Annotated in this window: 17 protein-coding genes; 12 read left to right on the forward strand and 5 right to left on the reverse strand. The window is 70.0% G+C overall.

Annotated elements, in window-relative coordinates:
* Positions 1–90: 90 nt before the first annotated feature.
* Positions 91–468, reverse strand: coding sequence for a DUF5318 family protein (locus ACTWPP_RS06755; protein ID WP_443103205.1), 378 nt, complete (start codon positions 466–468; stop codon positions 91–93).
* Positions 469–633: 165 nt separating this feature from the next.
* Here ACTWPP_RS06755 and ACTWPP_RS06760 point away from each other — a divergent pair, with 165 nt between their 5' ends.
* The 4 genes from ACTWPP_RS06760 (at position 634) to ACTWPP_RS06775 (ending at position 5,841) form a co-directional block, all read left to right on the forward strand.
* Positions 634–1,272, forward strand: coding sequence for a helix-turn-helix transcriptional regulator (locus ACTWPP_RS06760; protein WP_443103206.1), 639 nt, complete (start codon positions 634–636; stop codon positions 1,270–1,272).
* 63 nt (positions 1,273–1,335) lie between these two features.
* Positions 1,336–2,415 (forward strand): inositol-3-phosphate synthase, encoded by a 1,080-nt coding sequence (locus ACTWPP_RS06765; RefSeq protein WP_443103207.1) that lies wholly within the window; start codon positions 1,336–1,338, stop codon positions 2,413–2,415.
* Positions 2,416–2,589: 174 nt separating this feature from the next.
* Positions 2,590–4,359, forward strand: a complete 1,770-nt coding sequence (locus tag ACTWPP_RS06770; RefSeq protein WP_443103208.1) for an ABC transporter substrate-binding protein — start codon at positions 2,590–2,592, stop codon at positions 4,357–4,359.
* A 171-nt stretch (positions 4,360–4,530) separates the two neighbouring features.
* Positions 4,531–5,841, forward strand: coding sequence for an MFS transporter (locus ACTWPP_RS06775; protein WP_443103209.1), 1,311 nt, complete (start codon positions 4,531–4,533; stop codon positions 5,839–5,841).
* An 8-nt stretch (positions 5,842–5,849) separates the two neighbouring features.
* On the opposite strand, the gene ACTWPP_RS06780 is transcribed toward ACTWPP_RS06775, so the two are convergent.
* Complete coding sequence (locus ACTWPP_RS06780; protein ID WP_443103210.1) at positions 5,850–7,163, reverse strand: adenosylmethionine--8-amino-7-oxononanoate transaminase; 1,314 nt, start codon at positions 7,161–7,163, stop codon at positions 5,850–5,852.
* Positions 7,160–8,629, reverse strand: a complete 1,470-nt coding sequence (locus ACTWPP_RS06785) for a CCA tRNA nucleotidyltransferase (RefSeq protein WP_443103211.1) — start codon at positions 8,627–8,629, stop codon at positions 7,160–7,162. The genes ACTWPP_RS06780 and ACTWPP_RS06785 overlap by 4 nt, the downstream gene beginning before the upstream one ends.
* Before the next feature lie 377 nt (positions 8,630–9,006).
* Here ACTWPP_RS06785 and ACTWPP_RS06790 point away from each other — a divergent pair, with 377 nt between their 5' ends.
* The 6 genes from ACTWPP_RS06790 to ACTWPP_RS06815 all read left to right on the forward strand — a co-directional run bounded on the left by ACTWPP_RS06790 (position 9,007) and on the right by ACTWPP_RS06815 (position 17,277).
* The gene (locus tag ACTWPP_RS06790) at positions 9,007–9,540 is read left to right on the forward strand and encodes an aminoacyl-tRNA deacylase (protein WP_443103212.1); all 534 of its coding nucleotides are present in this window, start codon (positions 9,007–9,009) and stop codon (positions 9,538–9,540) included.
* A 206-nt stretch (positions 9,541–9,746) separates the two neighbouring features.
* Entirely contained in the window at positions 9,747–12,191 is a 2,445-nt protein-coding gene (locus tag ACTWPP_RS06795; RefSeq protein ID WP_443103213.1) for a DUF6049 family protein, read from the forward strand.
* 112 nt (positions 12,192–12,303) lie between these two features.
* Positions 12,304–13,917: a murein biosynthesis integral membrane protein MurJ gene (gene murJ / locus ACTWPP_RS06800; protein ID WP_443103422.1), complete on the forward strand. Its 1,614-nt coding sequence runs from the start codon at positions 12,304–12,306 to the stop codon at positions 13,915–13,917.
* 192 nt (positions 13,918–14,109) lie between these two features.
* Positions 14,110–15,720, forward strand: coding sequence for an AMP-binding protein (locus tag ACTWPP_RS06805; protein ID WP_443103214.1), 1,611 nt, complete (start codon positions 14,110–14,112; stop codon positions 15,718–15,720).
* Positions 15,721–15,889: 169 nt separating this feature from the next.
* A complete protein-coding gene (gene sigM, locus ACTWPP_RS06810) occupies positions 15,890–16,513 on the forward strand; it encodes an RNA polymerase sigma factor SigM (protein ID WP_443103215.1) in 624 nt (207 codons plus the stop codon).
* Positions 16,510–17,277, forward strand: a complete 768-nt coding sequence (locus tag ACTWPP_RS06815) for an anti-sigma factor family protein (protein ID WP_443103216.1) — start codon at positions 16,510–16,512, stop codon at positions 17,275–17,277. The genes sigM and ACTWPP_RS06815 overlap by 4 nt, the downstream gene beginning before the upstream one ends.
* A gap of 57 nt (positions 17,278–17,334) precedes the next feature.
* Here the strand turns inward: ACTWPP_RS06815 and ACTWPP_RS06820 are convergent, their stop codons facing one another.
* Positions 17,335–17,907, reverse strand: a complete 573-nt coding sequence (locus ACTWPP_RS06820) for a dienelactone hydrolase family protein (protein WP_443103218.1) — start codon at positions 17,905–17,907, stop codon at positions 17,335–17,337.
* 330 nt (positions 17,908–18,237) lie between these two features.
* On the opposite strand from ACTWPP_RS06820, the gene trxB reads away from it, so the two are divergent.
* A complete protein-coding gene (trxB, locus tag ACTWPP_RS06825; protein WP_443103219.1) occupies positions 18,238–19,191 on the forward strand; it encodes a thioredoxin-disulfide reductase in 954 nt (317 codons plus the stop codon).
* Positions 19,192–19,302: 111 nt separating this feature from the next.
* Entirely contained in the window at positions 19,303–19,617 is a 315-nt protein-coding gene (gene trxA, locus ACTWPP_RS06830; RefSeq protein WP_443103220.1) for a thioredoxin, read from the forward strand.
* A gap of 114 nt (positions 19,618–19,731) precedes the next feature.
* Here the strand turns inward: trxA and ACTWPP_RS06835 are convergent, their stop codons facing one another.
* The gene (locus ACTWPP_RS06835) at positions 19,732–20,349 is read right to left on the reverse strand and encodes a GNAT family N-acetyltransferase (protein ID WP_443103221.1); all 618 of its coding nucleotides are present in this window, start codon (positions 20,347–20,349) and stop codon (positions 19,732–19,734) included.
* Between the last annotated feature and the right edge of the window lie 176 nt (positions 20,350–20,525).

Raw genomic sequence — 20,525 nt, forward strand, 5'->3', positions numbered from 1 at the left:
AGCGGGGGGAGCATGTGCACAGCGAAGTTACGGCCTGGCTGGTCAGCGCCCCCGCCGGACGTTACGGTCGGGCCGATCCTCCTTGTTCGTCTACCGCTCGGGGCTCTGCTCCCCGTGGCCGAGGACGTACGACGTTGCCAGGTGATTCCAAGCGCAACTTTGACACACTTCCACCACATACACCCTGAATTCGCCGTATTCGCGGTCCATCTCTGCTAGGTCGGCGGTCGCCTTCACGCGTCCCGCATAACGACCCAGCTCGTCCCCATATACGTAGGTGACATGGGTGAGGGGTTCATGCCGGCAGACGGGACACGGCTTGCCGGCCGGCTCGCCGTGGTACTTGGCGGCCCGCAGCAGATAGGGGTGGGCGTCGCAGGCGTCGTCCCTGGTCAGGGCTCCGGACCTCAGCTCCGCGAGCGCCGCCCGCTTCGCCAGGCCGTAGTCGACGACCAGCCTCGGTCTCATGGTCGGCTCCGGCCTCGCATACCAGCAGGGTAGGTCCGCCCGGGCCCCCGGAACAGGGCGCCACTTGCCAGGACGCGCCGGTCTACGTATCGTGTCGATGTATCGAGTCGATACATTGGCTCGATACATCGGATCGAGACATCGGCTCTGCTGAGGAGGGACCGGATGGCGGCCAGGAAGGGCGCGGGCGTGCTGGAGCTCGCCGTGCTCGGTCTGCTGCACGAGTCCCCGATGCACGGCTACGAACTGCGAAAGCGGCTCAACGCCCTGCTCGGCATGTTCCGCGCGTTCTCCTACGGCTCCCTCTATCCGTGCCTCAAGCAGCTCTTGGCCAACGGGCTGATCATGGAGGACCGGCCGGAGGAACCGAACACGGCGCTGGCGTTGCAGAGCCGCCGGTCGAAGATCGTTTACAAGCTCACCGCCGATGGCAAGGAACGTCTCCAGGAACTGCTGACCGAGGCCGGTCCGGCGTCGTGGGAGGACGAGGGGTTCGGCGTGCACTTCGCCTTCTTCTCGCACACCCGCGCCGACGTCCGGCTGCGGATCCTCGAAGGCCGGCGCAGCCGGCTCGAGGAGCGCCTGGAGGGTTTCCGCGCGGCCCTGGCGCGCACTCGCGAAAGGGTCGACTCCTACACCCTGGAGCTGCAGAACCACGGGCTGGAGTCCGTCGAACGCGAGGTCAGGTGGCTCAACGAGCTCATCGGCCGCGAGCGGGCCGAGCAGGAAGAGCAAGCCAAGCAGGAAAAGCAAGCCAGATCTTCAGAAACCACACAGGACATGCCTCGGGAGAACGACCGCTGAGCGGCGGCACCGGGGTCGGGTGAAGAAACACCACATGTTCCACAAGAGAGAAGGAGCAACAGGATGGGTTCGGTGCGCGTAGCCATCGTGGGTGTGGGCAACTGCGCCTCTTCGCTCGTCCAGGGTGTCGAGTTCTACAAGGACGCGGCCCCCGAGACGCGAGTCCCCGGCCTGATGCACGTCCAGTTCGGCGAGTACCACGTAGGTGACGTCGAATTCGTCGCGGCATTCGACGTGGATGCCAAGAAGGTCGGGATGGACCTGTCCGAGGCCATCCACGCCAGCGAGAACAACACGATCAAGTTCGCCGACGTCCCGCCGACCGGCGTGATCGTCCAGCGCGGCCCGACACACGACGGTCTTGGCGAGTACTACCTGGACATGGTCGATGAGTCGGACTCCGAGCCGGTCGACGTCGTGCAGGCGCTGAAGGACGCCCAGGTGGACGTCCTGGTGTCGTACCTGCCGGTGGGCTCGGAGGACGCCGACCGTTTCTACGCCCAGTGCGCGATCGACGCCAAGGTCGCGTTCGTGAACGCGCTGCCGGTGTTCATCGCCAGCGACCCCGAGTGGGCCCAGAAGTTCACCGACGCGGGCGTCCCGATCGTCGGTGACGACATCAAGTCGCAGGTCGGCGCGACCATAACGCACCGCGTGATGGCCCGGCTGTTCGAGGACCGCGGTGTTGAGCTGCTGCGCACCTACCAGCTCAACTTCGGCGGCAACATGGACTTCATGAACATGCTGGAGCGCAAGCGCCTCCAGTCCAAGAAGATCTCCAAGACGCAGTCGGTGACCTCGCAGATCCCGCACGAGATGGCGAAGGCCGACGTGCACATCGGCCCGTCCGACCACGTGCCGTGGCTGGACGACCGCAAGTGGGCCTACGTCCGGCTGGAGGGCAAGTCGTTCGGCGACACGCCCCTCAACCTGGAGTACAAGCTGGAGGTCTGGGACTCCCCGAACTCCGCCGGCGTGATCATCGACGCGGTGCGCGCGGCGAAGATCGCCAAGGACCGCGGTATCGGCGGCCCGATCCTGTCGGCCAGCTCCTACTTCATGAAGTCGCCGCCGGAGCAGTACAGCGACGACCAGGCGCACGAGGCGGTGGAGAGCTTCATCCGCGGCGAGGTCGACCGCTGAGAGCCTGATCACAAAGTTTCCCGGGGACGCCCTGGCAGTGGACATTCCACTGTCAGGGCGTCCTTACTTCTGTAGGGAAAACGGTGATGCACCGGCCCCTTGTCACGCTCCGGCCCTACTGTGACACCGCCGGTGACTGCGCGCCAAGTTCCGAGTCTTCGAGGTGAGAACCTGATGGCACGCGAGATGATCAAGGTGACGGTGGGGCTGACGGGGCTCGTGCTCGGGCTCACGGGATGCACAGGGGGAGGTGACGACGCCTCCGCCGAGGGCCGTCCCCGCGACGGCGGCACGCTGAAGATCGTCGGCTCCTCCGACGTCGAGCACCTCGATCCGACGTCCGTGGCCAGCGTCGGCGCGTACGGGCTCGCCCGCACGTTCGCGCGGACGCTGTTCGGGACGCGTGCCTCCAACGACTTCCAGGAGACGATCCCCGTCCGGCCCGACATGGCCGCGCGGATCCCGACCCGCGAGAACGGCGACGTCGGCAAGGACCGCCGCACGTACACGGTGCGGCTGCGCGAGGGCGTCCAGTGGAACACGGACCCGCCGCGTCCGGTGACCGCGCACGACTTCGTCCGCGGCTTCGAGCGGCTGTGCAACCCGGCGTCGCCGTCCGCCGGCAAGGGGTACTTCATCTCCACTCTGAAGGGCATGAAGGAGTTCTGCGCGGGCTTCGGCTCCGTGGACGCCAAGGACGCCGCGGCGATGGCCGACTACCAGCGCGACCACGAGATCGAGGGCGTCCGCGCGAAGGACGACCAGACGCTCGTCTTCGAGCTGGAGCAGCCCGCGAGCGACTTCCTCCACCTGCTCTCCCTGCCGTACACGGCCGCCGCACCGCAGGAGTACGACCGGTACGTCCCGGATTCGGCGGAGTTCAGGCAGAACACGATCTCCAACGGCCCGTACCGGATCAGCGAGTACCGTCCGGGCCTGTCGTACCTGCTCACCCATAACCCGGCATGGCGGCAGAACGGCGACCCTCTCCGCGAACGGCATGTCGACAAGATCCAGATCACGCTCGGGCAGGACTCGCCGGAGACCGTGCAACAGCAGATCGAGCAGGGCGTCGCCGATCTCGCCTGGGACCAGCCCGTCCCGACGTCCGCGATCCCCCGGCTGCGGGACGACCCCCGGTTCGCGATCAGGGACACCCCGAGCAACAGCCCGTACCTGGTGTTCAACACGCTCAGCCCGAACAACGGCGGCGCGCTGGGCAAGCGCGAGGTCCGGCAGGCGCTGGAGTACGCCGTGGACCGCAGCGCCCTCATCAAGATCGTCGGCGGCCCGTCGGTGGCCGAGCCGCTCCACACGGTCATCCCGCCCGGCAACTCCGGGTACGCCCCCGCGAATCACTACCCGACGCCCGGCGAATCCGGCAACCCCGCCAAATGCCGCGAACTACTCGGCAAGACCGGTCACACCGACCTCACGCTGAAGTTCCCGTACCGCACCAACAGCGTCCACAAGCTCATCGCCCAGTCCATCGCCGAGAACCTCGACGCCTGCGGCGTGAAGACCGAACTCGGCGCCGACTCCGGCGGCTCCTTCTACGCCGGCACGATCTCCACCCCCGCGAACGCCCGCGAAGGCCAATGGGACATCGCCGCCCCCGGCTGGACACCCGACTGGTACGGCAACAACGGCCGATCGATCATCCAGCCGCTGTTCGACGGCCGCACCTACGGGCAGAACTCCACCAACTACGGCGGCTACAACAACCCGGAGGTCAACGGCCTCATCGACGCGGCCCTCACCGCATCCGACCCGTCCCGCGCCGCCGGCTACTGGCAGCAGGCCGACCAGAAGATCATGGAGGACGCGGCGATCATCCCGCTGCTCGACCGCGCCCACACGATCTTCCACTCGTCCCGCGTCCACAGCGCCTTCTTCCTCCCCACCACAGCCGGCTACGACTACACGCGGGTTTATTTGCAGTGATCGCTGCATCGCTCCGGCTCACCCTTGGGGCTCGCTGCGCGATCAGGTCCTCGCTCCGCTCGAACTTGCTTCCGGACGCGATCGCGGCTGTTGAGGTCGGTGCGGGGCTCAGGTTTCGTTGACGTGGGCGGAAGCGTCCTTCTAGGTCAACGGAGCACATATGGTGATCTGATGCGGGCTGGCGAGTTGCGGGAGATCTTGCGTGGGCGGGATTTTCGGCGGCTCTATGCGACGCGGCTGGCCTCGCAGTTGACCGACGGCGTCTTCCAGGTGGCGTTGGCCGGTTACGTGTTCTTCTCCCCCGAACGGCAGACGACGGCGGGCAAGGCCGCGGCGGCGTTCGCGGTGACGTTGCTGCCGTACTCGGTGCTCGGGCCGTTCGCCGGGGTGTTCATCGACCGCTGGCGGCGGCGGCAGATCCTGGTGTGGACCCCGGTGCTGCGGGCCGTGCTGGTGCTGCTCGTCGCGGGGCTGGTCGCGGCCGGGCAGGACGGGGCCGGCTTCTTCCTCGGCGTGCTGGTCGTGCTCGGCGTCAACAGGTTCTTCCTCGCGGCGCTGTCGGCGGCGCTTCCCCATGTGGTCCGCCGCGATCAGCTCGTGACGGCGAACGCGTTCTCGGTCACGTCCGGGACCGTCATCGCGTTCATCGGGGCCGGGATCGGTTACCTGCTGCGGCTTCTGTTCGGTGCCGGACACGGCGGGACGGCGCTGATCCTCGTGGCGGCGGCGGCGCTGTTCCTGCTGGCGGGCACGATCGCGACGATGTTGCCGAGGGGGCTGCTGGGGCCGCACCCGGCCGAGGGCGCCGTGACGGGACTCGCGAAGAAGGATTCCCCGCGACTGGTCGAGGCGCTTCGCACCGTCCTGGACGGCCTGGTGGACGGGGCGCGGCACATCGGGCAGCGGCCGCATGCGGCGCTGGCGCTCGGCGCCATCTCGTTCCACCGGTTCCTGTACGGCATCGTCCTGATCATGACGCTGCTGCTGTGCCGGAACCATTTCGCGGACGATCCCGACCAGGGCCTGCGGACGTTCGCGGTGATGCTCGGCGTGTCCGGCGCCGGTTACTTCGCCGCGGCGCTGATCACCCCGGCGGTGGTGCGGCGGATCAGCAAGCAGGCGTGGGTGGCGTGGCTGCTGGCGGGAGCGGCGCTGAGCCTGCTCGTGCTCGGGATGCCGTTCACCGAACGTCCCTGGGCGGTGGGGGCGTTCGCGCTGGGGGTCGTGTCGCAGGGCGTGAAGCTGTGCGTCGACACGACGCTGCAGGAGTCGATCGACGACGCCTACCGGGGCCGGGTGTTCGCCGTCTACGACATGCTGTTCAACGCGCTGTTCGCGGCGGCCGCCGCGGCGGCCGCGACATGGCTGCCGGCCGACGGACGCGCCGGCCTCACCCTCCTCATGGTCATCGCCGCGTACGCCGGGGGCGCGGTCGTCTACCGGTCGGCCGTCGCTCGCAGGCCCGCCCACGCCCTCCGCTGACGCGCGTTCTACAGGGATTCGGCGATCGCGTGGAGCGCGGCGGCGATGTGCAGAACCTCGTCGTCCGTGCAGATGTAGGGCGGCATCGTGTAGATCAGCTTGCCGAACGGCCGCAGCCAGACACCGTGCGCCATGGCGATCTCCTGGACGGACGGGATGTCGACCGGTTCCCGCGCCTCGACCACCCCGATCGCGCCGAGGACGCGGACGTCGGCGACGCCCGGGAAGTCCGCGGCGTCGTGCAGCTCGCTGGTGAGGATCGCCTCGATGGCGTCCACCTCGTCCCGCCAGTCACGCGACAGCAGCAGGTCGATGGACGCGGAGGCGACGGCGGCCGCGAGGGGATTGGCCATGTAGGTGGGGCCGTGCATGAGCGCGCCCCCCTCACCCGACGTGATGCCGTGGGCGACGCGGTCGGTGCACATGGTGGCGGCCATCGTCAGGTAGCCGCCGGTCAGGGCCTTGCCGAGGCACATGATGTCCGGGGTGATCTCGGCGTGGTCGCAGCCCCACAGCTCACCCGTCCGGCCGAACCCGGTCGCGATCTCGTCCAGGACGAGGAGAAGGCCGTGCTCGTCGGCGATGTCGCGGAGGGCGCGCAGGTACTCGGGGGCGTAGAAGCGCATGCCGCCCGCGCCCTGGACGACCGGCTCCACGATGATCCCGGCCAGTTCGCCCGCGTGCTCGGCGGCCAGCCGGGACAGCTCGTCCAGGTACGACCGGTCGGGGTCGGCGGAGTAGCCGAGCGGGGGCGGCGGCGCGAACACCTGCTTCGCGAGGACGTCGCGGAACAGGTGGTGCATGCCGTTCACCGGGTCGCAGACGGCCATGTCCCCGAACGTGTCGCCGTGGTAGCCGCCGCGCACGGTGAGCAGCCGGTGCCGTTCCGGCCGCCCCTGCGACCGCCAGTACTGCAACGCCATCTTGATCGCGACCTCGACCGCGACGGATCCGGAGTCGGCGAAGAACACCTTCGTCAGCGGCTCGGGGGTGATCTCGACGAGCCGTTCGGCGAGCCGGACGGCGGGCGGGTGGGTGAGCCCGCCGAACATCACGTGCGCCATCTTGCCGAGCTGCCCGGTGACGGCCGCGTTCAGCTTCGGGTGGTTGTAGCCGTGCACGGCCGCCCACCACGACGACATCCCGTCGATCAGCTCGGTGCCGTCCGCCAGCGTCAGCCGGACGCCGTCCGCCGACACGACCGGCAGGGCGGGCGTCGGCGCGGGCATCGGCGCGTACGGGTGCCAGATGTGCTCCCGGTCGAACTCCAGCATGCGTTCCGTCTCGCGGGGGCTCATCCGCCCGAGCTGCAGCGGGATCATTCGCCGCGCTCCTTCCCGCCGGCGGAGCCGATGCCTTCGGCGGCGGCCCAGCGGCGCAGCTCGTCCGCCGCGGCGTCCTTGCCGATGATGCCGCGGTCGAGCCGCAGGTCGAGGAGGAACCGGTACGCCCTGCCGACGAGCGGGCCGGGCGTGATGCCGAGGATCTCCTGGATCTCGTTCCCGTCGATCTCGGGGCGCATCGCGGCCAGCTCCTCCTCTTCCGCCAGCCGCTCGATGCGCGCCTCCAGGTCGTCGTAGGTGCGGCGCAGCCGGTCGGCCTTGCGCCTGTTGCGCGTGGTGCAGTCGGCGCGGGTCAGCTTGTGCAGGCGGGTGAGCAGCGGCCCGGCGTCGCGGACGTACCGGCGGACGGCCGAGTCGGTCCACTCGCCTGTGCCGTAGCCGTGGAACCGAAGGTGCAGTTCGACCAGCCGGGACACGTCGGCGATGACGTCCTTGGGGTAGCGCAGCGCGGTCAGGCGCTTGCGCGTCATCTTCGCGCCGACGACCTCGTGGTGGTGGAACGACACCCGTCCGCCCGGCTCGTACCGGCGCGTGCGCGGCTTACCGATGTCGTGCAGGAGAGAGGCCAGCCGCAGGACGAGGTCAGGCCCCTCCTTCTCCTGTGCGATGGCCTGCTCCAGGACGATCAGGGTGTGCTCGTAGACGTCCTTGTGCCGGTGGTGCTCGTCGATCTCCAGCCGCAGCTTCGGCAGCTCGGGCAGGACGTGCGCGGCGAGACCCGTCTCCACGAGCAGCGCGAGCCCCTGCCGCGGGTACAGCCCGCAGACCAGCTTGGACAGCTCGTCCCGTACCCGCTCCGCCGAGACGATCTCGATGCGGCCGGCCATGTCCGTCATGGCGCGGACGACGTCCGGCGCGACCGTGAAGCCGAGCTGCGAGGCGAACCTGGCGGCGCGCATCATCCGCAGCGGGTCGTCCCCGAACGAGTCCTCGGGTTTGCCGGGCGTCCGCAGCACCCTGTCCCGCAGGTCGGTGAGCCCGCCGAACGGGTCGACGAAATCGTGCCCGGGCAGCCGCGCCGCCATGGCGTTCACCGCGAAGTCGCGGCGCCGCAGATCTTCCACCAGGGACGTCCCGTACGAGACGTCGGGCTTGCGCGACTTCGGGTCGTAGGACTCGCTGCGGTAGGTGGTGATCTCCAGCTCGACGCCGTCCTTGCGGAGGCCGACCGTGCCGAACTCGATGCCGATCGTCCAGTGCGCGTCCGCCCAGCCGCGGATGATCTCCAGGGTGCGCTGGGGCGGCGCGTCGGTGGTGAGGTCGACGTCCTTGGTCGGACGGCGCAGCAGCGCGTCCCGGACCGGACCGCCGACCAGCGCCAGCTCGTGACCGGCCGCGGCGAAACGGGCTCCGAGGTCGTCGGCGACGGGCGCGATCCGGCGCAGCAGTTCGGCGATCGCGGTACGCCGCGGCTCGGGGGTCACGTTGTGGTTGGGCACGGCCATCGAGCGTATTTCCTTGATAGACGGGCTGACAAAGGACTTTCTGGTGATCGGTGGGGCCCTCGCGGGAGTCCTTGCGGGGCCGAAGAAGGACTGGGCCCTTCACATGCCGCGATCCCCGGGTTACGTTCTGGTCACTCCGATGACGCCAGCGCGACCGCCGGTGAGCCTCCCGCACGACAACGGTAGCGGGATACGGAAGGCCACGGCCCGCCGCATGTGCGGCAGAGGCGCATCGTGAGGTTTCAGGTGACGTATGGCGAGGGTTAAACCGGACGTCTCGGGTATGTGGGGATATCCCTCGCAAGAGCGCGAAGCATGGGGACACAGGGAAACCAGTTGCGGGGTGAGCGGGCGACCCCCGCGGGATGGAGACGATCATGAAGGACGCTCTGACCATCCACCGTGCGCTACTCGAATGGGAGGCCGTGCACGAGATCGTGCGGCTGCCCATCGCGCTCACCCACGCGGACGAACTCCCCCGAGCGCTCGGCCTGCCCCCCGAACGGTGCCTGGTGACGCGCGTCTACTCCTGCGACGACGTCTACAGGGGCCGCCGGTTCCTCACCGGAGTGATCGTCCCGGCGGGTGGGCGCCCGTCCATGGAGGCGGTGCGGCTCACGGTCGGAGCCAAGACCGTCCACCCGGCCCATGCCGACGTCGTCAACGCCGTCACCGAGTACGCGGCGGGCCTCGTCTGCCCCCTGCTCCTCCCGGAGGACATGCCCCTGCTGATCGACCAGCGCGTCATGGACACCCTCCCGGCCGAGGACGTCGTCTACACGGCGACCGGCGAAGCGTCCACCGCCCTGGGCATCAGGGGCCGGACCCTCTACGCCCTCTCCCGCGCAAAACCAGCAGACCTCTCCAAACCGGCCCCTACCACCCGCGCCCCTCGCCACCCGGTCCCCTGATGCAGCGATCGCACCGCGGTGCCCGCCGAAGGAGGGCGCCCCGGCTCCCGGTGCCCGGTGCCAAGGGCGCCGCAGTAAGCACAGCGATGCAATAAACTCGCAACCGTGCGGGATATCGATGCCCGCCGTCCCGAGGCGGCCAGGTTCGTAGCCGTTGCGGCTTTCGTAGTCGGTGCGGCGTCGGGCGCCCCCTGCGCGGATACGGCGTGAGAAGGGTCAAACGTGCGGTCGCGCTGGCCGCTCTACTGCCTTGCATCGCGTTGTCGGCACCACCGGGTCTGGTGCCGCAGGCCACGGCGTCCGCCCACGCGGAGAAGCGGTCCCAGGTGGGCCTCGCGCTCACGAAGGTCGGCCCGAAGACCGTGCACGCGAACTCGAAGATCCAGATTTCGGGCGTGGCGAAGAACCGGTCGGACGATCGGCTCGACGGGCTCACGATGAGGTTGCGTTACAGCGCGCAGCCGGTCGTCAGCCGCGGCCAGCTCGACCAGTACGCGTCCGGCCGGCCGCAGCAGATGCCCAACATCGGCCCGCAGCAGCGGCTCACGGACATCGTCGCGCCCGGCGCGACGCAGAACTGGACGTTCAAGACCAGCACCAAGGCGTTGCGGCTGCGCGCCCCCGGAGGGACGCCGGGCGTCTACCCGGTGGGCGTCGAGGTGCTGAACTCGGCGCAGCAGGTGGTCGGCGGCCTGACCACGTTCGTGACGTTCATGCCGAAGGACCGGCGGTTCAAGCCGGTGGCGATCAGCTGGGTGTGGCCGCTGATCGACCGGATGCACCGGACGAACGACCGGACGTTCTTCGACGACCAGCTCACCGAGGACATGTCGCCCGACGGGCGGCTCGGCAGGCTCGTCGAGGCGGCCGCGGCGAGCGACACGCCGGTCACGTGGGGGATCGATCCTGCTCTTCTGGACGACGCGCAGCGGATGGCGTCCGGTGAGTACACCGTGAAGCCGTTCGGCGCGAAGAAGGGGACGCAGAAGGAGAAGAGCACGGTCGCGGCGACGTGGCTGACGTCGTTGAAGGAGGCCGTCAAGGACGACCCGTACTTCACCGTCCCGTACGGCGACCCCGACGTCGTCGCGCTCGTCCGCCACAAGATGCCCCACGACATCGGTGTCGCGTTCGACGACCGGAACACCGGTGTCGCGACGAAGGTTCTCGACCGGGCGGCGGACTCGCATGTCGCGTGGCCGCCGTACGGCGCGGCAGGGCCGGGAACGCTCGAACAGCTCGCCGAGCATGAGCTGAAGGGCGGCGGGACGTTCCTGATGAACAGTTCGCAGTTCCAGAACCCGCCGCAGGGGTCGCTGCCGAACGCCACCACGACGATCCAGACGAGGGCGGGCAAGAAGAACGCCCTGCTGTACGACGCCAAGCTCAACCAGATCGTCAGCGAGGGGTCGGACTCCGCCACCGGGGCGCTGCTGACGGAGCAGCGTTTCCTCGCCGAGACGGCGATGATCGCCGCGGAGGCGCCGAACCTGCAGCGCACCGTGGTGGTCGCCCCGGACCGGCACTGGGACCCGGCGCCCGGCCTCGCCGAGAACCTGCTGGATTACACCGCGGACGCGGACTGGCTGCGCGACATGCCGCTGAGCAGGATCGAGTCCGCTGATCCCCAGCCGAGGGTCTTCAACGGCTACCCCGACGCCTACGAGCGGTACGAGCTCACTGACGCGCACCTGGAGCAGGTGCGGGCCATCACCCGCCGGGCCGGGACGTTCCAGTCCGTGATGACGGGCCGGGTCAACATCTCCTACGAGCGTGCCCTGCTCCGTCTGGAGTCGGTGGCGTGGCGGGCGATGCCCGGCCGCGCCAAGCGAGCCCGCAACGAACTCGCGGATCAGCTCGAAGCCGACATGGACCAGGTCCGCATCGTCACCACCAAGAACAAACGGGTGCTGATGGGGGGCAGCACGGGCAAATTGCCGGTGCTCGTGGAGAACACGCTGAGCAACCAGTCGGTGAAGGTCCGGCTCGTCGCGACGCCGGAGAACACCGCGAAGCTCCAGCTCGGGAAGCTGGATCCGGAGGAGGCGGTCATCGAGCTGCGGCCCGGGGAGCGGGCGCAGCGGTGGATTCCGGCGCAGGCGGCGGGCAACGGCAACTTCCGTGTGCAACTGGATCTGATGATCCCGGGCTCGGGCGGCCGGACGTTCGGCAGCGGCGAGACGATCACCGTCGTCACCACCGGGTACGGGCGTATCGCCTTGCTCATCACGGGCGGCGGACTTGCCGTACTCTTCGTGGGCGTCGGAGTGCGGGCCATCAGAGCAAGGCGCCGCCGGAATTCGGAGGCAGCCGGTGACGGGTCGACCGGAACGGGACCAGCAGGGACCGCGGAACAGGGGAACGGGTTCCCCGGCACCTCGTTCGCAGGGCCCGGGGCACCCGCCTCCACCGAATTCCCCGGGACACCCGGGGCAGGGCTACCCGGCACAGGGCGGCCCCCAGGGGCAGGGGCACCCCCAGGGCCCGCCGCCCCAGGGTCCATCGCAGGGCCCGCCGCCCCAGGGGTATCCGGCACAGGGGCCGCAGAACCCCGGGGCGGGGTACCCGAGCCCGCCGCCGACGGGAACTCCGCCGGGCGCGGGAAACGCTCCGCCGGCAACGGGGAACGTCGCGGCCGAGACGGCGATTGACCTTCCCATCCCCAGCGGGAAGCCGCCCGCGGGTGAGACGGTCGTCGACACGCTTCCCGGCGAGAGCCCCGGTGAGCCGGGCGCGGGCGGCAAGGACGCGGGCGGCGGCATCCTGCGCTCCGGCGCGATCATGGCGGTGGGCACCCTCGCGTCCCGCGTCACCGGGTTCCTGCGGACGGCGGTCATCGTCGCCGCGCTCGGCACCGGCATGCTCGCCAACGCCTACAACACCGCCAACACGATCCCCAACCAGATCTACGACCTGCTGCTCGGCGGCATCCTCGTCAGCGTCATCGTCCCGCTGCTGGTGCGGGCCAAGCAGCGCGACCGCGCCTACGGCGAACAGTACGAACAGCGGGTGTTCACCCTCGCGGTGATCGGCCTCGGCGTGCTGACCGTGGTCGCGGTGCTGTGCGCGCCGCTGTTCATCGACGTCCTGGCGGGCAGCTACACCGAGGACCAGCGGGCCGTCGCGATCCTGTTCGCCCGGTTCTTCCTGCCGCAGCTGTTCTTCTACGGTGTCGGCGCGTTCGCGGGGGCCATCCTCAACACGCGGGGCAGTTTCGGCGCCCCGATGTGGGCGCCGGTGCTGAACAACCTCGTGGTGATCGGCATCGGCGGCGCGTTCCTGGCGATCACGGCGGGACCGGTCGACCCGTCCGGCATCTCCGACGGCGAGCTGCTGCTGCTGTCCCTCGGCACCACCGGCGGAATCGTGCTGCAGACGGTCGCGCTGTGGCCGTCCCTGCGCCGGGCCGGGTTCCGGTGGCGGCCCCGCCTGAACTTCCAGCGCGGCGAGATCGGCGAGGTCGGGCGGATGGCCGGCTGGACGCTGGTGTACGTCATGGCCACGCAGGCCGCGCTCGCCGTCGTGACCGCGCTGGCGAACCGGGCGGGGAACCTCGCCGTGGACGAGGGCATCGGCGAGGGCTACGGCTACACGCCGTACTTCAACGCCTACCAGCTCTTCCAGCTGCCCTACGCCATCGTCGGGGTCTCGGTGATCACAGCGCTGCTGCCTCGGATGAGCCGGTTCGCCGCCGAGGGCAAGACCGCCGACGTGCGCGCCGCGTTCTCCAGCGGCCTCCGGCTCTCCGCGGTGATCATCATGCCGGCGGCGGCGCTGATGCTGGTGCTCGGCCCGGAGATCACCACGGTGCTGTTCGCGCACGGCAACACCTCGCCCGCCGACGCCCTGGTCATCGCGCGGGTGATGCAGATGTTCGCGATCGCGCTCGTGCCGTTCTCCACCTACCAGCTGATGCTGCGGGTCTTCTACGCGCACGGCGACACCAGGACGCCCGCGCTGGTCGGCCTCGCCGCCGTGACCACCAACATCATCATGGCGTTCACCGCCTACAACGTCCTCGCCGTGAAGTGGATCGTGGTCGGCATCGCCGGCGGGTTCGCGGTCACCAACGTGGTCGGCGCCATCACCTGCTGGCTGGTGCTGCGCCGCAAGCTCGGCGGCATCGACGGCAGGCGCATCGTCGGCGGCCACCTGAAGCTGCTCGTCGCCATCTGGCCGCTGGTCGGATTCGCGTACGCCACGCACACCGTCGCGGACGCCCTCGGCGACACCACCACCCTGCTCCCGGCGCTGGTCACACTGGTCGTCGGCTCCACCGGCGGCGGCCTGCTGTACCTGGTCTTCGCCAGGCTCATGCGGGTGGAGGAGGTCCAGACGGCGATCTCCACGTTCGCCCGTAAACTCCCCGGCCGCTGACCCGCGGCCGGAAAGCCGGGCAAAGTAAAAAGGACGCGCGGCGATAAGGCGGGCCACTCGTGCGAGTAGCCACTACCATGTGGGGGACCACGGCTTGCGGGGCGACACCCTGGGGAACGCAAAGAGGAGGGTCGGAGGCGTAAGCTGCCACGCCACTAACATGGGATCTGACCACCTTTCCAGGACGCTGCCGTGAGCACGTCCGTCATTGAGCCCGGCACACGTCTCGCCGGCCGCTACCGGCTCGAAGAGCGCATCACCGACTCTGGCGGCTCATGCCTCTGGAAGGCCATCGACGAGATCCTCGCGCGGGCCGTCGCCGTCCGCACCTTCGACCCGGAGTTCCCGCGGATCCGCGAGGTCGTCACCTCCGCCCGCGCCGCCAGCCGGCTGACCGACCCGCGGCTCACCCAGGTGTTCGACGCCGACGACAGCGGCGAGAGCGCCTACGTCGTCAGCGAGTGGGTCGTCGGCGAGAACCTCGAGGGGATGCTCACCAAGGCGCCGCTGGAGCCGGGCCGCGCCGCGACGCTGCTGTACGAGGCGTCCGAGGCCATCGCCGCCGCGCACTCCGCCGGGCTGTCGCACCTGTGCCTGACGCCCCGCGACCTCGTCTGGACGACCGGCGGCACCGTCAAGCTTCTCGGCGTCGCGACCGACGCCGTCCTCGTCGACCGGCAGACCGACGACCCCGCGGCCGAGGACGTCCGCGGCCTCGGCCGGATGCTGTACGCGGCGCTCACCGCGCACTGGCCCGGCGACGAGGACGGATCCGGCCTGCCCGCCGCGCCCGCCGTCGACGGCGTCCCGTACGCGCCCCGGCAGGTCCAGGCCGGGATCTCGCACGCGGTCGACGCGATCGTCTGCCGCTGCCTCGGCATCGGCCAGGCCGAGCCGCTCGCGTCCCCCGCCGACCTGGCCAGGGCGCTGCGCGGCGTCCCGCGGACCCCGCTGCCGCTGTTCGCCGGCCTCGGCCACACCCAGCCGCCCCCGCGGCCCACCGGGCACCGCCGTCCCGCCACGGCGTCCACGTCCGCGTCGACGCAACCGCATCGGCCGCCCTCGCAGGAGCCGGCGCCCTCGCACGTCCCGCCGCCGCGGGCGCGAGGCCAGCGCGGCGACTACCCGCCTCCGCCGGCGGCGTCGTCCACCCGCACCGCGCCGGCGCGCCGCCGCGGTGCGCACGGCGGCGACCGCCGTCCCGGCAACCGCGCCCTCATGGGCGTCGCCGCCGCCGCGCTCACCGTCATCGTCGGGCTCGGCGTGTGGGCGCTGTCCGGCATCGCGGGCGACGGTGAATCCCCGGACGGCGGCGTCACCGACAAGGGCCGGCAGAGCACGCAGCCGGAGCCGTCCACGGCGAAGCTGGACGTGCAGGGCGTGGTCGCCGCCCAGGACTCGCGCCCCAACCACCAGGACACCTCGATCGGCGAGGGCGTCGAAACACTCATCGACGGACGGGCGGACGGCAAGTGGGAGACCCAGAGCTACGCCGACCCCAACTTCGGCCGGTACTCCAAGGGCCTCGGCGTCATGCTCGACATGGGCCGGCCCGTCAAGGTCGCCAAGGTCGAGATCCACTCACCGTCCAGCGGCGGGATCGTGCAGGTCAAGGTCGGTGACTCGCAGTCACCGGGCGGCCTGAAGGCCATCGGCCGGCAGCCCGCCAACGGCGGCGTGCTGAACATCACCGCGAACCCCCAGGCCACCGGCCAGTACGTGCTCGTCTGGTTCACCCAGCTTCCCTCCTCGCCCCACAAGGGCAAGCTGGGCGAGATCACCGTCTACGGTTCCGCAGGCTGAACTCACTCCCCGCGGTGGTCATGAGCTGTGACGTGGAGTGGTGCATGTCTGTATCGTGCCTGTGAGCACGAATGTCCCCTCGCCCCCAGGAATCTGTGGTGCCTTCACCAGCAGCCGGTCGCGGACGCCCGGCACCGACCGGGCGTCCCGAACGAGAAAGCGGTCGCTCATGACGTCGGTGAGCATGCGTCGCGTTGACGAGGTGCCCGACAAGGAGCTCCTCGCCCGCCACGCCCAGGGGGACCCGCACGCCTTCGCCGAACTCGTGCACCGCCACCGCGACCGCATGTGGGCCGTCGCGCTGCGAACCATCGGCGACCCCGAGGAGGCGGCGGACGCGCTGCAGGACGCATGTCTTTCGGCGTTCCGCGCCGCCGCACGGTTCCGCGGGGACGCGGCCGTCACCACCTGGCTGCACCGAATCGTCGTGAACGCCTGCCTCGACCGCATCAGGCGCAAGTCCGTGCGGCCGGCGACCCCGATGGGCGACGACACCACCTTCGACGCCGTCGCACCCAAAATGCCCGACCCGACCGACGCGCACGGCGTGTCCCTCGACGTCCGCACCGCGCTGGAGCAGCTTCCCTTCGAGCAGCGCGCGGCCCTCGTTCTCGTCGACATGATGGGCTACTCCGTCGACGACGCCGCGCAGGTCATGGAGGTCCCGCCCGGAACGATCAAGAGCCGGTGCGCGCGGGGACGCGCCCGGCTCGCGCCCCTTCTCGTCCACCACCGGAACCGACGGGAACGCAAAAACGTCGGAGGTGTGGAAGGAGGTGGCATGCCCAAGTGAACCCCGCACATCTTGACTACGACGTCTTGGCCGACCTGGCCGAGGGGCTGCTCGAAGACGACGAAGCCGCCTCCGTCAACGCGCACCTCGACACCTGCGCCGACTGCCGTGACCTGTCCGCCGACCTTGCGGACGTGTCCCGGATCCTGGCGGAGGCACCCGCGCCCTCCATCCCCGCCGAACTGGCCGAACGCATCGACACCGCGATCGCCGCGGAGTCGCTGAACAACGCCACCGTGGTGAGCATGGAGCAGCGGCGCGGAAGGCGGCATTGGCGGATACTGTCGGCCGCCGCCGCGGCCGTGATCGTGGCCGGCGGCGGCGCGGCGGTCGGTTCGATCGCTTTGGGCGGAGCGAACGGCGACGACGGCGCGGCCTCGGCCCCCGCACACGACAAATCCGATCAAACCGGTTTGGAAGGTGTGGGCCCGAAGGCCGCCCCGTCGGCCGCACCGGCGTTCAAGGTCTACCGCAGCAGCACCGAGTACCGGGCCGGGACGCTCGGCACCCAGGTCGGGAAACTCCTGGACGGCCGGCGGAAGCAGGGAACGGGCGAGTCGCCCGGGCCCCGGCTCAGGGGATGCGTCTACGGCGTCACCAAGGGGCAGGCGCCCGCGCTGGTCGACCGAGCGGACTACGAAGGGAAGCCGGCCATCGTCATCGCGACACGCGGCAACGAATCCGGCAAATGGAACGTGTGGGTCGTCAGGCCGGACTGCTCGGCCGGTGACCAGCACGTACTGAAGATGCTAGAGAACGCCTGACCACATATTCGGGGGCCATGGGCGGGCACTGTCCGCCCATGGCCATCCGGCCGTTCGTCAGACAGAGCCCAGGAAGTCCAGGGCGATCGCCCAGGCGCGTTCGGCTGCCTCGGCGTCGTGGTCGGGCAGGTCCGGGTCGGTGAACAGGTGTCCGGCGCCCCGGTACCGGAAGACCTCCACGTCCGCGCCCGCCCTGCGCATCCGCAGATACCAGGCGTTCAGCCAGTCGACCGGTTCGTAGGTGTCGGGGTCGGCGACGTGCAACTGCACCGGGATGTCGGTGGACACGTCGTCCGCCATGTCGGACGTGCCGTGCATCAGCAGCAGCCCGCCCGCCTTCGGGTCGGCGAACGCGAGGTTCTGCGCGAGGGAGCCGCCGAGCGAGAACCCCGCGTAGACGAGGCCGCCGTCGCCCACCAGCGGAGCGGCCGCCGCCACCGCACGCCGCAGCAGCTCGTCCCGGCCGATCTCCTCCTTGATCTCGATGCCCGCCTCGGGCGTGTCGACGACCCGCCCGCCGTACAGGTCGGGAACATGCACCTCATGCCCCGCCGCGCGGAGCCGGTCCGCCGCCTGACGCACCGCCGGACGCAGCCCGTACATCGAGTGGAGAAGCAGAACACGCGCCATGCCCACGAGCCTATTGCAGTGCCCTTGGCTGTCGGGCCTGGGCTGTCGGCCTTGTCGGGCCTCCCTTCGGCGGGCGCTGCGTGCGAGCGCTGCGTGCGAGCGCTGCGTGCGAGCGCTGCGTGCGAGCGCTGCCTCGCTCCAGCTCACCTGGCGGCTCGCTACGCGATCGCTTCGCTCGGAACCGCCTTCGGACGCGGTCGCGATGGTCCAGGTCGCCGCGTGGCCGCGCCCGGCGGGAATCAGCGGGGCCTAGGATCGGTTGACGCGACTGGCAGGCCGGGTCGTGCGGCTACAGACGGCCAATGAGCCAATGAGGAGAGGCGCAGAACAGTGAGCGACGTCCGTAACGTCATCATCATCGGCTCGGGCCCCGCGGGCTATACGGCCGCCGTCTACGCGGCCCGCGGCGACCTCAAGCCGCTGGTGTTCGAGGGTTCGGTGACGGCCGGCGGTGCCCTCATGAACACCACCGACGTGGAGAACTTCCCCGGCTTCCCGGACGGGATCATGGGTCCGGACCTGATGGACAACCTGCGCAAGCAGGCCGAGCGCTTCGGCGCCGAACTCGTCACCGACGACGTCACCGAGGTCGACCTCACCGCCGACCCGAAGGTCGTCAAGGTCGGCGACGACACCTACCTCGCCAGGACCGTGATCGTCGCGACCGGCTCCGGCTACCGGGAGCTGGGACTGCCGGACGAGAAGCGCCTGTCGGGACGCGGCGTCTCCTGGTGCGCGACCTGTGACGGCTTCTTCTTCCGCGAGCAGGACATCGCCGTCGTCGGCGGCGGCGACACCGCGATGGAGGAAGCGATCTTCCTCACCAAGTTCGCCCGCTCCGTCACCGTGATCCACCGCCGCGACCGGCTGCGCGCGTCCAAGATCATGCAGGATCGCGCGTTCGCCAACGAGAAGATCAAGTTCCGGTGGAACGGCGAGGTCACCGCGATCGCCGGCGACGATCGCGTCACCGGCGTGACCGTCCGCGACACCAAGACCGGCGAGACGTCCTCGCTGGAGGTCACCGGGCTGTTCATCGCGATCGGCCACGACCCGCGCAGCGAGCTGTTCGCGGGCCAGCTGGAGACCGACACCGACGGATACCTGCTCGTCGACGCCCCGACCACGAAGACGAAGGTCCCCGGCGTGTTCGCCTGCGGGGACGTCGTCGACCACGTCTACCGTCAGGCCATCACCGCCGCCGGGACCGGCTGCGCCGCCGCCATCGACGCCGAGCGGTGGCTCCAGGACCAGGACGCCGCGGAGACGGTGCCTCAGGCCTGAGGCATCGGCGACCACCTCCCGCGTGCGCACGCCGGACATTCCGGCGCAGGGACACGAACGCCAGGCACGCGGCGGACGCTGCCCGCCCGCCGCGAGAACAGAAGGAGAACCATGAAAGCCGTGACCGACGCCGACTTCGCGTCCGAGGTCCTGGACAACGACAAGCCCGTTCTCGTCGACTTCTGGGCCGAGTGGTGCGGCCCGTGCCGGATGGTCGCGCCGATCCTGGAGGAGATCTCCAAGGAGCACGGCGACAAGATCGACATCGTCAAGCTCAACATCGACGAGAACCCGCAGGTGCCGCAGAAGTACGGCGTCATGCAGATCCCGACGATGAACGTCTACAAGGGCGGCGAGGTCGTCAAGCAGATCATGGGCGCCAAGCCGAAGGCCGCCCTCCTGAAGGACCTGGCCGACTTCATCTGAGCCCCCAGGCCGACAGAGGCCCGACGGCCGGGAGCGACGCTCCCGCCGTCGGGCCTTTGCCATCGGCGACCCCACCCATCGCTAGGGCCCGACGCCAAGGGCGCTGAAAACGGCTCAGACGGGCCGTAGTGCACCCTCTGGTGTCATGGAGCCCAGGAGCCGTTCCAGGGCCACCTCGACGTCCTCACGCCACGACAGGGCCGACTTCAACTCCAGCCGCAGCCGCGGGTACCGGTGATGCGGGCGGACGGTCTTGAACCCGACGGACAGCAGATAGTCGGCGGGCACCATGCAGCCGCCGTCCTCGCCCTTCAGGTCGCCGAACGCCTCGATCGCCTTCACCGCGCGCCGGGTGAGGTCCTTCGCGACGCCCTGCACCAGCATCCGGCCGAGGCCGCCGCCCGCGAACTCCGGGACGATGTGCGCGGTCATCAGCAGCACCGCGTCCGCGCTGACCGGGCTCGTCGGGAACGCCACCGAGCGCGGCACGTACAGCGGCGGGGCGTACATCACGAAACCCGCCGGGACGTTGTCGACGTACACGATCTTGCCGCAGCTGCCCCATTCGAGGAGCGTCGAGGAGATCCACGCCTCCTTCTCCAGGCCGGAGTCGCCGGTCTCCAGCGCCCGGTCCCGGGTCACCGGATCCAGTTCCCAGAACACACAGCCGCGGCAGCGGTGCGGCAGATCACCCAAATTGTCCAGCGTGATGTTGACGAGACGACGCGACACCGGGTCGGCACCCCCTGTTGCGATCCTCGCCCGCCTGGCCTGAAACCTTGTGGCCGGGCCGGGCCGTCGGCTTCTCGGCGGAACGCCGTTCGCGGAAGTTCCCGGCAACATTCCGGGCTCCTCGGGCATCGTATCGGACAGGGGAGTTCCCACCCGGGCGGCACGCCCGATAAGGA

The organism is Actinomadura sp. 3N407, from assembly GCF_052245875.1.
Lineage (GTDB): Bacteria > Actinomycetota > Actinomycetes > Streptosporangiales > Streptosporangiaceae > Spirillospora.